We start from the raw sequence: 15644 nt of genomic DNA, 5'->3' as shown, positions 1-15644 counted from the left end.
TTCAGTATTTTAAAATATTTTAACCTTGCCAATTTTCCATATTCTGGAATACATTCTCATTTTTGCACAACACTTCATTTATATTTTTTCTATATTAGTTGACAGAATAGCCACAGTAATTAACTTTTATTTTGCCACATGAAAATGAATGGATTTCAAATTTTTATAGTCGAGGATGACCCTTGGTATGGACAGATTTTAGAGTACCATTTAGGACTTAATCCTGACTATCAGGTAAAGCGATTCGAAACCGGGAAAGAATTGATCAAGCATTTGCACCTCAAACCCGACTTGATCACACTGGACTTTTCATTGCCTGACATGGAAGGAGATGATTTATTCAAAAAAATACGTGATGTGCTACCGGATTTGCCAGTGATCGTAATCAGTTCACAGGAGAACATTGCTATTGCAGTAAAAATGTTAAAAATGGGGGCCAGTGATTACTTACTGAAAGACGATTCCACCAAAGACCTGCTTTGGAACAGTGTGATTAGAATCAGGGAAAATCAAAGCCTTAAAATGGAAGTAGAAAGTCTAAAGGAAGAACTGGGGCAAAAATTTACTTTTCAAAAATCCATCATCGGCAATAGCTCCTCACTTCAAAAGGTATTTACTCTTATTGAAAAGGCTGTCAAAACAAATATCAATGTTTCCATTTCAGGAGAAACAGGCACCGGAAAAGAAGTCGTAGCCAAAGCTATCCATTACAATAGCAAGAGAAAGAAAAAGAATTTCGTAGCCGTGAACATGGCAGCCATCCCCAAAGAGCTTATTGAAAGTGAACTTTTTGGTCACGAAAAAGGTGCTTTTACAGGAGCGCTTACCCGCAAAATAGGCAAGTTTGAAGAAGCAGAGGGTGGCACTATCTTTTTGGATGAAATTGCCGAATTGGACCTTAATAACCAGAGTAAACTTCTCAGGGTACTTCAGGAAAGAGAAGTTACTCGGGTAGGTGGAAATGAAAAAGTAAAGCTTGATGTAAGACTCATAGTGGCTACCCATCAAAATCTAGCCGAAAAGGTGAAAAGCAATGAATTTAGAGAAGACCTTTTCTACAGAATTATGGGTTTACCTATTTCCCTACCTCCGCTGCGTGAAAGAGACAATGACGTACTGATCTTGGCAAAATTCTTTATTGATGAGTTTACGAAAGACAATCAAATGGCTCCGATCAGTCTAAGTAAAGAGGCCAAAGCAAAACTTTTGAAGTACCAATATCCCGGAAATGTCCGTGAACTCAAAGCCATCATTGAATTAGCAATAGTCATGTCAAATGAAAAAGAAATCATGGCAGATGACATATCCTTTAATAATATCACAAAGGAGGATATGTTTTTATTGGAGCAAAAGTCTCTAAAAGAACACACCAAGGATATTATTAAATATTATTTGGAAAAGAACGATAATGATGTTTTGATCACGGCCAAACAACTGGATATTGGTAAAAGCACCATCTATAAAATGATCAAAGAAGGCGATCTTTAGCTTCTACTTTTTGGAATAAATTCCAATAATCGGAATAATCTCTTCAGGCCAGTATCTCCTAAAAAGGCCTCAGCCTCTATTAGCCATCAAATACAGTTTTGGCATTGTTTTATGTTATTCTAAGCAAAAGAATGACAATTATACGATGTACGGAATAGTTAATAAAGCAATCGAAGACCTGATCATCACCCAATATGGTGAAGAGAGTTGGGACAATACGAAGGAACAGATTAATCTTGATATAGATTTCTTTTTGATCAACCAGGTTTATGATGACCAACTTACTTTTCAATTAATTGAAGCAGCGGGAAATGTAATTGGAAAATCTCAAAATGAGTTATTGAAAGAGCTTGGAATTTGGTGGATTGTCAAACTTTCTAAAGAAAGATACGGCTCCTTAATGACCACTGGAGGACAAGATCTAAGAGAGTTTTTGATCAATCTCCCTGCTTTTCATACCAGGGTAATGATGATTTACCCGAAAATCCAAACACCTGAATTTGCCATTACATCCATTTCAAGAAACAATATTCAATTGCTCTACAAATCCAAAAGAGCAGGATTGGTGAATTTTGTATATGGAATGCTGATAGGACTTGCGAAGTTATTTAGTAGCCAAGTGAAGATCAATATCACCCCGGATCCTTTTCACCCAGAAAGGTCTGCCCTATTTGACATATTATGGATTTAGACTGATGTAATATGATCTCATTTAATTTTGAGCAATTTAACGACATCTTTCCTTTTTACATGCTCATTGGAAAGGACTTGAAAATTACAGCTTTAGGCAAAAGCTTAAAAAAATTATATCCTGAAATTCTCCACCAATCCTTTCCCGAAATATTTCAGGTGAAAATCCCTGTTCCAGCTAAGGAGCAATCAGCCGATATTTTTAAGCTAACCCATCAAATGGTCATCCTTAATTATACAGAGGATCCTCTGTTTGATTTAAGAGGACAATTTGAAGTCATTTCCGCTTCAGAACAATTACTATTTATTGGGACTCCATGGTTTAAGTCTATTGAAGAGCTTACTGAAAAATCCCTTACGATACACGATTTTGCAAACCACGACCCCTCATTTGATTTACTCCATTCCCTGAAAAATCAGGAAACTATTAGCCAAGACCTTAAAAAGGTCCTTGAAACATTAAAAAAACAGAAGAATGAGCTCAAAAAGGCCAGTAAAGAAATTGAAGAAACAGCTTTGTTTCCCTTGCAAAACCCTGATCCATTAGTAAGAATTGATACCCATGGAAGCATCTTACTGGCCAATCCATCTGCGTCAAAGCTAATATCCTATACCTACAAAAACAGGCATTATCCGCATAAGGAATTTTGGAAAACAATATCCAAGGAACTACAACTCAATGAGGAGAAACAGAGTTTTGAAATAGAAGCTGATGGTAAAGTCTATTCGTTTATTGTCATTCCAATAATAGAAAACAATTACTTCAATATTTATGGCAGGGATATTACTCCTTCCGTAGATGCAGACCTCGCGCTGAAAAAAGAAGTTGAACTTCAAAATATCCTGATCGATATTTCCTCAAAATACATCAATATTGAACTGGAGCATGTGGATCAAGCCATCCAAAAATCTTTGGAAGCTCTCGGAGAGTTTGTGCAGGCAGATAGGGCTTATATCTTTGATTACGACTTCAGTAATGAAACAACCTCAAACACTTTTGAGTGGTGCAGAGCAGGTATTCGGCCCGAGATAGACCAACTACAACAGATTCCTCTTGCCTATTTTCCGCAATGGGTAGAGAAGCATGCAAAAGGAGAACCTTTTTACATCCCCGATGTCTCATTACTTCCAGATGAAGGCCCCGATAGTTTAAGAGGGATTCTTGAACCACAAGGTGTAAAAAGTCTCATCACACTACCCATGATCAGGAACCATAAACTGATAGGTTTTATAGGTTTTGATGCTGTTTTAAAAACTCATGAATTTGAAGAAAAAGAAAGGAAGTTACTCTTTCTTTTCACACAGATGATTTTAAATATTACTGAAAGAAAAGACTCAGAAAGACACCTAAAGATTCAGGAAGAGAAATATCGGAATATCATTACCAACATGAACTTGGGCATTCTTGAAGTGGATAACCATGAAAACATCCTTTATGCCAACAAGCGTTTTTGTGAAATGGCGGGTTATTCTCTTAAAGAGCTTCACGGAGGAAAAGCTACTGATCTACTGCTGGAAAAAAAGGGCCATCAATTACTTGAAGAAAAGCGAAACTTGAGAAATCAAGGTATTTCGGACAATTTTGAGATCTCCGTTAAAAATAAAGCTGGAGAAAAGAAATGGTGGTTTGTTAGCGGATCCCCTAATTATAACGATGATGGGGAATTGATTGGTTCTTTGGGAATACACCTTGATATTACCTCTCAAAAAGAATTAGAAAAAGAACTGATCCAAGCAAAGGAAGACGCTGAAGCATCAACGAGAGCTAAAGAATTGTTTCTTGCCAATATGAGTCATGAAATTCGGACTCCGATGAATGCAATAACAGGAATGATCAATCAATTACGCAAAACAGTTTTAGATTCAGACCAAACCTTTTATCTTAATACTATTAATTCAGCTGCGGATAATTTGCTAATTATAATTAATGACATACTGGACCTATCCAAAATCGAAGCCGGTAAGCTCTCACTTGAGGAAATCGGCTTCGAACCTCACCATGTTCTGACCAGGGTCATGCAAGTAATGGGACATAAAGCTGAAGAAAAGGGTATTAAATTCACCAACTCAACATTTGACTCCCAAATTTCCAATGTCCTAATTGGCGATCCTTACAGGCTCAATCAAATTCTTCTCAACCTTATTTCCAATGCCATCAAGTTCACAGAAAAAGGAAATGTAGACATTACCTTCGAATTGATATCTGAACAAGATGATATTCAGAACATCAAAATAGGTATCTCGGATACAGGCATAGGAATGGAAGAAGAATTTGTTAAAAACCTGTTCAAAAAATTCCACCAGGAAGATTCTTCAATCACCAGAAAATTTGGAGGAACTGGTCTGGGCATGAGTATTTGTAAGGAATTGGTAGAACTCATGGGCGGTAAAATCACAGTATCGAGTGTCAAAAACCAAGGAACATCCGTTTTTGTCCTATTACCACTTCTCAAAGGAAAAGCGGAGAATTTACCAACAACAAAACCCAACACAGTTGACACCAGCATTTTAAAGGACAAGTTAATTTTGGTCACTGATGACAATGATATGAACAGATTGGTAGCCTCTACTATCCTTAGTAATTATGGCGCCAAAATATTAGAAGCAGACAATGGGATAAAAGCCATTGATCAGGTAGAGAAATTTCCAGTTGATTTGATTCTTATGGATATTCAAATGCCGATGCTGGATGGATTAAAAGCGACTAAAATCATCCGACAAAAAGAAATTACAGAAATCCCCATCATTGCCTTGACAGCCTTTGCTTTAAAGGGTGATGATGTCAAATTCTTGGATCAAGGAATGAATGATTACCTGGCCAAACCATTTGATGAATACCAATTATTGGAAACGACTTGTAAATGGCTAGACAATGATCTAAGAAATGATAAAGACAAAGCTGAAAGTATAAACAAAAAGCTTCCAGATTCGACGGAAAAGCTCTATGATTTGGAAAAATTAAAAGCCTTATCTCCAGGAAATAAGCTTTTCCAACAAAAAATGATTGATCTTTTCAAAACGCTTTCCTCCTCCTCCATGCAGGAAATCAAAGACGCTTATAAAAGTAGTAACCGAGAGCAAATCAAAAAAATAGCCCATAGGATGAAGCCCTCTATATCGAGCCTGGGTATCACTTCTATCCAACAGGACATTAGAAAATTAGAAGAAGGCAATATGTCTGATGAAAACATACAAAAGTCCATTAATAAAATTGATAAGGTGATTGAGGAAGTGAACCAAGAATTAGAACATATACAGTTGTAATTTGATAGTCTTATTAGGTTATTGATCTAAATTTGTAGGTGACGCGGTTTGCCTATATATTTTTTTATCTCCCTGAATATTCAACAACCTTTCCACTAACAAGATTATTTTCCAAAATTTGGAATATAAACACCTATAAAATCGACATAAACAGCTCATAAACGACATTTTCTTGATATGGCACGTGTATAGCATACTCCTTTCTAAAAACAGAATAGTATGAAAACACATTTAGAAAAAACCATCTTTATTGTCGATGACGATCCGTTTTGGCAATCTGTACTTTCCCAAGTATTATCTGACATGGGGTTCAAAAACATTCAGCTTTTCAATAATGGTAAAGACTGTTTGGACAACCTTCACCTTAACCCTTCATTGGTATTTCTTGATTACCAAATGGATGAAACAAATGGACTGGAAGCACTCCCCCATATCAAAAGCAAAAATTCAAACACCAATGTGGTTTTCTGTACTTCTTTTGAAGACCTCAATGTAGCCATTAGCGCAATGGAGTCTGGATCACACGAATACCTGCTTAAAAGTAGGGCTACTAAAACAGAAGTAACGCGAATTCTAACCAGTTTGAACTAATCAAAAAAGAACCTATTATGCCCTTTACTTTATCTCATCCAGTTTATCTTCTACCTTTTAAAAAAGCATTGAAGCCACTCTCTGCAACAGCACTTATTGTGGGCAGCATGGTACCTGACTTTGAGTTTTTTTTGAAAATGAAAGCAGGTGAAAATATTGGGCACCACCCTTGGGGAATTTTATTATTGGATATTCCACTAGGAATTATTTTATGTCTATTATTCCATTTATTGGTTCGAGACCTTTTCATCAAAGCATTACCTGAAACAGCCAAAAGCAAATTGATCCGGTATGTAGATTTCGACTGGTTAAGCTATTTCAAAAAGCATTCTGTAATGGTCATATTCTCCTTAGTGGTAGGTATCGCTTCCCATTTATTCTTGGATGCATTCACCCATTATGATGGCTGGGCTGTACTTCAAATACCATTATTAAGTATAACTGTCAAAATATTTGGAAAACCAGTTCCTTGTTACTTCCTCTTACAAATCATCAGTAGCATAATAGGTCTTTTAGGTATTTTTGTCTTTTATAAAAAGCTCCCTTCTACGTTTATCACTCCAACGTCTCGATCACCTTATTTTGCACAAATATTATTAGTAAGCGTGATCACCCTAGGTGTTCGGGCAATAGTATTGCCTGAGCATCTTAATTTCTGGGACATTGTCATGTCCACATTAGGAAGCTTAGTGTATAGTATGGTTTTGGTGGGAATACTCTATTCCTTAGGGAATAATCGCCGTAGCTACAAAATTATCCATCGAAGTGCTATCAACCCACTCTTCAATAGCAGACGATTTTCTATAAAGAAAAACAAGCTCTCTATTGGCATGATAAAGTTGATGATGTATATGAATAATTTCATTGATCCCGGAAAGGTCTACCTTTTCGACTTTCGTGGCATCCACATACACTTGATCAAACCCAGCATTGGACAGGTCAAAAACATGGTTTCTAAGTTCGACAACATCATTTCCGACAAAAGCAGCCGGTAAAATAAACTTGAGACAATCCCCTGGTTTGCCACTCATTTTAAAAATCTCTCTTGTGATATTCATTGGCTTAAGTTTAAATAAAAGTTAAAACAAAAATGAAGTATTTAAAAATATTAGTTGGTGTTTCATGGATTTTCCTTTCAGAAAACAGCTTTGCTCAAAATACAGTTGATCCTGTGCACAAGCAGGCCATTATAGAAGAAGCCAATGAATATAGAGCCCAGGGAGATTACAGTGGGGCAATTGTTTCATTGCAAAAAATCTTGGACGTTCTGCCCAACGATGCTTCCATTCTTTTGTACAAAGGAGACCTGCTATTGCAAAACAAGGATTTTAACCATGCTGTAACTGTTTATGAATCCATATTACCTTTGGAATATGAATTGACCACTACAAGGATAAATCTATCCTATGCACTTTTTATGAGTCATAAACCCAAAAAAGCACTAAAAATAGCTCAATCAGCTTGGGAAAATGACTCATCACATACCAATGCAATCATCAACTACTTCAACGCCATGCTTTGGAACCAAAAAACCAAAGAAGCCGAAAGTTTTCTTAGTGAACATGAGTCTTTGCTACAAGATGACCAATCCTTGGTACTAAAAGCCCGTTTGGCTTCATCAAGCGGCGACTATCAATATGGTCTGAAACTATATGACAGTTTGGTCAACAACTTTGAGAATAAACACTACGTTATGGAATATGCTGATATCCTTTTGGGCAAAAAGGAGTTTGAAAAAGCCAAGGATATTATGCAGGAAAATGAAGCCCTATTCAATAAAAAAGAACAGCAGACGTTTACCAATAAAGCTGTTCAAAGTGATAAACAAATGTTAGGTACCAATACTATTTATTTTAAAGATATTGGAAATAACATCAGAACTGAAAATGCCATCTGGTGGCAACAAAGTAGTCAGCTCAAATACCGCTTGGGAGCAAAAATAGGTACAGCCTCTGTAAGCTCTCCTGAAGAAAAAAAAACTCAGGTAAAATTTGCCCATTTCAGTCTTCAAGAAAGATGGGGCCTGGCTTTCACAGGCCAGACAGAATTACACTTTCAACAAGTGAAATCTTCCGATGGGAATACTTATCGCGGTCTCACGGGTCGTCAAACAGTAAAATTCCAACCTAATGACAGAAGAATGATTGGGCTGTATTACGATTCTGAAATCTTAAACTTTACAGCCGAAATACTCGATAAGGACATCAGAAGTCATAACATTGGGTATGTCACACATATCATGCTCAGTGGTAAGACTGGTATATATTCACAAGGCGGTTATGGTTTTCTAAATGATAATAACCAAAAAATGCAGCTATTCGCTTCCGTGTATCATCTATTGAGAACCGAACCAACATTAAAAGTGGGCTTGAACAGTTCCACCCTTCATTTTAAAGAAAGTGAAAACCCATACTATTTTGCTCCTGATAAGTATATGAGCGGAGAGGTATTTGCTGACTTCAGCACTTCCCTGCCGCAAATCAGTAAAACATATCTATCTGCACAAGGAGCAGTTGGTTCACAGAATATCGAAAGTCAAGGTTGGGATGCAGCCTATAGGTTCCAAATAGAACTGGGATACCGTTTTCCGGCAGTTGAAACTTCTCTGAACTATCAAACCAGCAACGTAGCATCCAGTACAGGCACAGGCTATAAATTCAACTGGTTTACATTCAAAGCAGCCTATAAATGGTAAAAAGTTAAAATTCAACCTATAAATACAATTAATCATGAAAAGTTACCTCAACATATTATCTGAAAAATTAAGCGCTCTAATTTACAATTTGGGCCAAATCCAAACCTCACCCGTAAGGATACCATCTAAATCAGTAAATGAACCATTGGAAGGATTTTCTAGTTTTTTGGAATAGATAAATCTAACATTTTCATAAATAAATTTGATCTTTAACGTTATAAACAATAAGTAACCAACTTATCTCATTACCGATGATATTCATTTATTTGCTACAAATAATCTGCATGACTGCATTTTCTTGGCTTGTGGGGCTAATGGTGAATGAAAATATCAAGAATACATCTTTTAGAGAAAAGTTTAAGCAATTTTCCCTAATCAAAAGTAACCGTTGGGAAAAGCTGCTGGGTGTGAAGTTATTTGGAAAATTGCTTACTTCTTCCACGATAAATTACTGGGAGTATCAAGGCAAATATAAAAGCGGCATCAAGCATTACAGTCTTAAGGAATTAGAGGATGACCGATTTGACTTGGAAATCGGTCATCTGATAGGTTTTGTTGCTTTAAACTCCTTGATTTTAATCAACATTTATTTAGGCTATACTACAACCTTTATCATTGGACTTTTCATAACCAATATTATCTTTAATTTCTATCCTTTTCTTTGGCATCAACGAAATAGAGTAAGGGTACAAAAGGTGATCAACTATCCAGAAAACCATCTTAAAAACCCTTCCGTCAACGAGCAGGAATAAGAAGCGCAAAACTTTTTCAAAAGACTGAAATTCAGTAACTTTGACAACCAACTTTTAGATTAAGTCGGTCTACTATTTTGTAGCTTTTATACACTTGTTTTCTTACAAGTTTAGAGAAAGAAAACCACCAACTATTTCTCTATCTACTACTCCCACTACTTTATGTAGTTAGCATTATTTCTGGCGTTTTTTAATTATTCCACTTACTAAAACGAAAACATCATGGCCAAGTCAAATCAATTGTACACCTATAGAAATGGAAAGAAACAATTCTTACTTAAAAAGGATGACCAATATGTAGTACGAGCTACACCAAAACAGCTTAGCAGAATGGGATTGGACAAACCGCTTCACCAGGTTTCTTCCGCCTCAACAAAAGTAGATGTGGATCCAGAGCATTTGGAAAACGAAATGAGCATTATCCGAAAAAATGCTGTGGCTCACCATGCCTATACTAGGGAAGAAGATGACAGTAGCTTTTTAATTACTGACAGGATAATCGTTACTTTCAAAGCACCAATTACACATGATCAACTAAGTGAGTTTATGGCAAAATATGCCTTGTTGCTTAAAAGAAAGTACAGTGATTTGGAGTATCTTTTTCAGCTTACCGATGAGACAGGAATGAACCCCATCAAGCTTGTAGTTACCATAACAGAGAAAGACAAAGATCTCGTGGAATTGTGTGAGCATGACCTCAACCATACCATTTCCAAAAGTAATATCGCCATTCCTATTGACCCCAACTATATTTCTCAATGGCACCTGCACAAAAGGTTAACAGACCAAGAGTTTGACATAAGATCTTCAGCCAATTGCGAAAATGCCTGGAAAGCCCTTGAACATTTTGGTGACAACAATGTAGTTATAGGAGTTACTGACGATGGTTGTAAGCTCAATCATCCAGACTTTGACTCAACAGGAAAGTTTGCCTCTTGGGGATACATGCAAGGACTCAACTTAATTCACCGTGATGCTGTCAGTGCCAATCCCGATAATATGTATGAAACTGGAGCTGACCATGGAACCAATTGCTGTGGGGTTGCTGCTGCTGAAGTAGATGCCCACCTTACTGTTGGGGCCGCTCCAGGCTGCAAGCTTTTGCCCATCAAATGGGAATCCAGTGGAAGTAGTTTGTACATCAGTGATGATAAGATTTTTACCGTTTTGGAATATATCAAAGATAAAGTAGACATATTGTCCAATTCCTGGGGAAGCTCTCCACATGGCAATTACGCATCTTTTGTGGTCAACAAAATTAAATCCCTTGCACAGAACGGGGGAAGAAGAGGTAAAGGAATAGTATTTCTTTGGGCAGCGGGCAATGAAAACTGTCCTATCAACTTCACGGGAAATCAAAATATTCCCTATACAAGCGGATATGGGTATGGTCCAACAGGATCAGTTCAATGGGTAGGTGTTCAAACTTCCAAAACCTTTAGTCACAATTTGGGAGGAATACCAGGAGTTATGTTTGTGGCTGCCTTGGCCAGCAATGCCCAAAGAAGTCACTACTCTAATTATGGTCCTGATATTTCGATTACTGCTCCTTCCAGTAACATCCATAAATATTACCGCATGTCTGTTCCCGGGATTGGAATCACCACCACCTCTGGCGATTCCAGTTTAATTGACAATGAGTTTGGTGGCACTTCAAGTGCCACTCCATTGGTGGCCGGAATAGCTGGATTGGTCATCTCTGCCAACCCAAACTTATCTGCTTATGAGGTAATTTCAATATTACAAAGTACCGCTTCCAAAGATCTTAATATGTCATCCTATGCCCGCACTCCACCAGCCAGTTATGACCCAGACACTTCCTGGGATATCTCTCCAGTATCACCATTTCACCAGGGAGATTTTACAGATCAGGGATATGCCGACGGAACTTGGAGTCCTTGGTTTGGCTTTGGGAAAGTGGATGCAGAAGCGGCAGTTATTGCAACCTTAGGAATGTTACCTCCTGCACCTTCCCCTCAAGAAGAAGTGGTGAATGTATCCTCCTCTCCTAACCTAAATATCCCTGATCGTGACGAAGCAGGCGTCCTTGATGAGATCACCATCAATGAAGCAGGGACTGTGGGTGGTTTATCCGTTGAAATTGATATTAGCCACACCTATATAGGAGATTTAAAAGTAGCACTATCTAGCCCAGATGGAACCACTATTCTACTTCATAATAGAAATGGTGGAGGAAGCAATGACCTGGAAGTAGCTTATAATGAGCAAAGTCTACCTGCGTTGCTAGCTTTTAAAGGAAAAGAAATCAAAGGGAAATGGAAACTTCAAGTCACTGACCATGCCCTTCAAGACATAGGTACTGTCAACAGCTGGCAACTCCGAATCCAAAAATCAACGCCTCAGCAAAACATAGAAGTATCAGAGTCACCTGGCATTAAAATTCCCGATAGTGATCCAATAGGAATATCTAGAGAATTAAATATTGATGAGACTGGTTTGATCCAGGAAATCGAGGTCAAACTAGATATCACACATACCTATATTGGTGACTTATTAGTCACCCTGACATCTCCCAATGGCACTAAAATCATCTTGCACAATAAAACAGGTGGTAGCAGCAATAACCTGATAAAGAACTTCTCAATGACCAACACTCCTATCCTTCAAAACCTAAAGGATGAAAATGCCAAGGGAAAATGGAAGCTCCATGTAGCAGATACTTTTAGCAAGGACATAGGCAAACTCAATAGCTGGGCCTTAAGTATGACCCTCAAATAACATAAACTACACGCTCTGATTCTTCTTAATAGAAGTTAATTAACTAATTTTTAGTTGTATTATTAAAATTTAGTTAGTAAATTCAGAACATGGAAGAAATAAACAGCAATGAAGAATTGATCATGCGTATTCTCTGGAAATTAGAGAAAGGCTTGGTACGGGATATTCTAGCAAAAATGGATGAACCTAAACCGCCATATACTACAGTATCTTCAATAGTCCGTTTATTGGAGAAAAAAGGCTATATAGGCCACAAAGCTTATGGCAAAACCCATGAATACTTTCCGTTAATTTCCCAGTCAGCCTATAAAAAATACCGCTTTAATAAAATGGTCAACCACTTTTTTGAAGGGTCAGCCAGTAATGTGCTTTCATTTATGGTGAAAGAAAAAAAACTAAGCGAGAAAGAAGTTGAAGACCTCAAGAGTTTAATTAATAGTTACGATAAGGAAAAGTAAGATGGAAAGTACGCTCATATATTTATTTGAAGTAAGTATTTGCCTGTTATTAGCCTATCCTGTTTATTATTTGGCGTTTTCAAAATTGACCTTTTTTAATGTTAATCGGCTTTGTATTCTATTCCTGATAATTGCCAGTCTCATCACTCCACTGCTCTCATTTGATTTTCATGAATCAGCTCCAACCAACACCTCCTTCCTTCTCCAAACGAATTTATCCAGTACTGTATCTGACAGAATAACCTTGAATGGAAAGCTCGAAACTACTTCAAATTATCTTTTTTGGTTTTCTATGATATACCTTTCAGGAGCTATTTGGGCATTTTTTAAGCTCGGCTATCAACTCAAAATGATATTTGACAGAATCAAAGCATCATCATTGGAGAAAAAAAATGGAATTACACTGGCCGTCCACCCTAAACATCAATATGCTTCTTTTTTTAGATACATATTCTTTCCAGAACCTTTGAACAAAACGATTGAAAATCAACAAGCTTATTTACATGAATCCGTTCATGTTCAAAAACGCCATAGTTGGGATGTGCTGTTTCTAGCCATATGCAAAGCTGTTCTATGGTTCCATCCTATGATCTATCTGTTTGATAAGTCCATCAAAGAAGTACATGAATTCGAAGCGGATAAAATGGTCTCCCTAAAGTATTCTACCAGCCAATATGCTAGACATTTGGTGGAACTGGCCAGTCAAAAAAGCTCATTAGCAATAATGCACAATTTCAATTATTCACCAATTAAAAACCGAATTATTATGATGAACAAAACGAAATCAAACCAGTGGCAGAAAGCCCGATTTCTCTTATTGATTCCAGTTTTGGCAGTAATGTCAATGCTGTTTTCATTCGATTCCAATATGGATCAAACTAAAAAACTGACAGGAACTTGGACTGGCACCTCCTTGGAGTTTCAGCAATCAGCAGGTCCTGATATCAAAGCCATGATAGAAGGCGGCAAGGATCTCCACATTAATGGAAAACTAACCTTAAACAAAGACTTCAGCTATGTCATCAAAAATCCTGCGGGAGAAACCAATGGAAGTGGGAAGTGGACGGCCAAAGGCTCCGATTCTTTTACCACTATTGATCAAAACGGTGAAAAAACCATTTATCAGGTACTGACCCTTGAAAGGGACAAAATGACCACAGCCCATCAGGTTCAAATGGCAACTCCCCAAGGAGAAGTAAAAGGAAAGATTATTCTAACTTATAGGAAATAAAAAAATTGCTTAAATCAACTAATATTAAGTTATGTAACTTAAAACAAAAAGCACTTCAGTAAAGTGCTTTTTGTTTTATATCCCTCCTCTACTCCCTAAACACAAACACCCTTTAAGTCCTACTTCAATTACATAAAACAGATGTTCATTTAAAGTTTGATATTTGTATTTCAACTGATTTTTTTTATATTTATTCATATGTACTTTTAATAATTAGAGTAATTTTTAACTACCCGTCACCCTTTAAAATTTTTGTTTCATATTAATCTGTTTTACGATGAAAAAGGTATTGTTTAAGGTCCTTTTGCTATGTGCATCTATAGCTCAACCTTACTATTCAAACGCTCAGGAAAACCATTCCGCTTTGAAAAATTATTTGGAAAAGCCCAATCCAGAATTTTATGTAGAATGTGTTCAGACCGTACAAAAAAATAAGGTCACACAATATGAGTTTATCCTTACTTCCCAAAAATGGAAAGACTATACGTGGAAACATAGACTAGTAATTCTCGCCCCCAATAAAACCAAATACCAAAAAGGGCTTCTTTATATCGGGGGAGGAAGTCTAGAGCAGGAAATCCCACAAATGAGAGAGCGGGATGATCAACTGATCAATGAACTGGCCAAACTTTCCATTGAAAATCAGACTATTGTTTCGGCTGTTTTTCAAGTTCCTAACCAGCCGCTCTTTGATGGAAAAGTGGAAGACCAAATCATTTCCTACACCCTACATCAGTATCAGGAGACAGAAGATGAAGAATGGCCCTTATTATTTCCCATGGTAAAATCTGTACAAAAGGCCATGGATGTAGTTACCCTATTCACAAAAAATCAATTAGGTCATCAAGTGGACAGATTTCTTCTCACAGGGCTGTCCAAAAGAGGCTGGACCACTTGGCTAACTGCCGCTCAGGACGAAAGAGTCATTGCCATTGCTCCTATGGTAATAGACGTTTTGAACATGCCTGTAAGTTTGCAATATCAAATAGAGATGTGGCAAGACTACAGTCCTGAGATACAAGACTATGTCAATCTCGGTATCCCCCAACAATCCAATTCGGAAAAAGGGAAAACTACCATTTCAATGGTAGATCCATATGCCTATAGGCATCAATTGACTGTCCCTAAATTAGTCTTTGTAGGTACTAATGACCCTTACTGGCCGGTTGATGCTGCAAAAAACTATTGGAATGACCTACCTGGGAAAAACAACCTCATCTATATCCCTAATGTAGGCCATGGATTAGGCGATGGCACCTCAGCTTTTCAAAATTTAAGTGCCTTTCTAGAGTTTCAATGCAGAGAAAAACCCTTGCCCGCCCCTACTCTCGAACTATTGGAAAATACAGGCCAATCTGTCAAGCTTTCAACTAAATTTGATGTGCTAAAGCCGAAGAAAATTGAACTTTGGGAAGCCTATTCCGAGGAAGATATGGATTTTAGGGATGAACGATGGTCAAAGCATAAAATCAAAGATCCCAACACATCTGTTTCCTTACCCTCCAAAGGGCAAAAAACTTTTTATTTCGCCTATCATTACACCACAACAAATGGAAAACCCTATTACATCACGAGTAATATGATCAGATGTGACAAGTATGGTGTAATCAAATAAAAAGAGGCTGTCTCAAAACAAGAGTTAAAAAAGTTTGACAGTCGATTTTAGCCAATAGAGGCCGATTTTCATTAATCGGCCTCTATTTTTCTGACCCAAGGTCAGTTTGACTCTGGTTTTT

11 protein-coding genes are annotated in these 15644 nt (G+C 37.3%); all 11 read left to right on the top strand.

What is annotated here, in order from left to right:
- Positions 1-144 precede the first annotated feature (144 nt).
- The 11 genes from IFO69_RS09485 (at position 145) to IFO69_RS09435 (ending at position 15523) form a co-directional block, all read left to right on the top strand.
- Entirely contained in the window at positions 145-1488 is a 1344-nt protein-coding gene (locus tag IFO69_RS09485) for a sigma-54-dependent transcriptional regulator (protein WP_225444080.1), read from the top strand.
- 145 nt (positions 1489-1633) lie between these two features.
- Entirely contained in the window at positions 1634-2179 is a 546-nt protein-coding gene (locus IFO69_RS09480; protein WP_192009869.1) for a heme NO-binding domain-containing protein, read from the top strand.
- A gap of 11 nt (positions 2180-2190) precedes the next feature.
- On the top strand, positions 2191-5442 hold the full coding sequence (locus IFO69_RS09475) for an ATP-binding protein (RefSeq protein WP_192009868.1): 3252 nt from the start codon (positions 2191-2193) through the stop codon (positions 5440-5442).
- 219 nt (positions 5443-5661) lie between these two features.
- Positions 5662-6033 (top strand): response regulator, encoded by a 372-nt coding sequence (locus IFO69_RS09470; RefSeq protein WP_192009867.1) that lies wholly within the window; start codon positions 5662-5664, stop codon positions 6031-6033.
- A gap of 17 nt (positions 6034-6050) precedes the next feature.
- Entirely contained in the window at positions 6051-7028 is a 978-nt protein-coding gene (locus tag IFO69_RS09465; protein WP_192009866.1) for a DUF4184 family protein, read from the top strand.
- 95 nt (positions 7029-7123) lie between these two features.
- A complete protein-coding gene (locus IFO69_RS09460; protein ID WP_192009865.1) occupies positions 7124-8728 on the top strand; it encodes a tetratricopeptide repeat protein in 1605 nt (534 codons plus the stop codon).
- A gap of 284 nt (positions 8729-9012) precedes the next feature.
- The gene (locus IFO69_RS09455; protein WP_192009864.1) at positions 9013-9480 is read left to right on the top strand and encodes a glycosyl-4,4'-diaponeurosporenoate acyltransferase CrtO family protein; all 468 of its coding nucleotides are present in this window, start codon (positions 9013-9015) and stop codon (positions 9478-9480) included.
- Between the two features lie 222 nt (positions 9481-9702).
- On the top strand, positions 9703-12219 hold the full coding sequence (locus IFO69_RS09450) for a proprotein convertase P-domain-containing protein (protein WP_192009863.1): 2517 nt from the start codon (positions 9703-9705) through the stop codon (positions 12217-12219).
- Positions 12220-12308: 89 nt separating this feature from the next.
- A complete protein-coding gene (locus IFO69_RS09445) occupies positions 12309-12677 on the top strand; it encodes a BlaI/MecI/CopY family transcriptional regulator (protein ID WP_192009862.1) in 369 nt (122 codons plus the stop codon).
- 1 nt (position 12678) lies between these two features.
- Positions 12679-13908 (top strand): M56 family metallopeptidase, encoded by a 1230-nt coding sequence (locus IFO69_RS09440; RefSeq protein ID WP_192009861.1) that lies wholly within the window; start codon positions 12679-12681, stop codon positions 13906-13908.
- A gap of 277 nt (positions 13909-14185) precedes the next feature.
- Positions 14186-15523, top strand: coding sequence for a PhoPQ-activated pathogenicity-related family protein (locus IFO69_RS09435; protein WP_192009860.1), 1338 nt, complete (start codon positions 14186-14188; stop codon positions 15521-15523).
- Positions 15524-15644 lie beyond the last annotated feature (121 nt).

The organism is Echinicola arenosa (genome assembly GCF_014841125.1).
Lineage (GTDB): Bacteria > Bacteroidota > Bacteroidia > Cytophagales > Cyclobacteriaceae > Echinicola > Echinicola arenosa.
The sequence above is the reverse complement of the archived record's forward strand: the minus strand, read 5'-3'. Positions and strand labels throughout refer to the sequence as shown.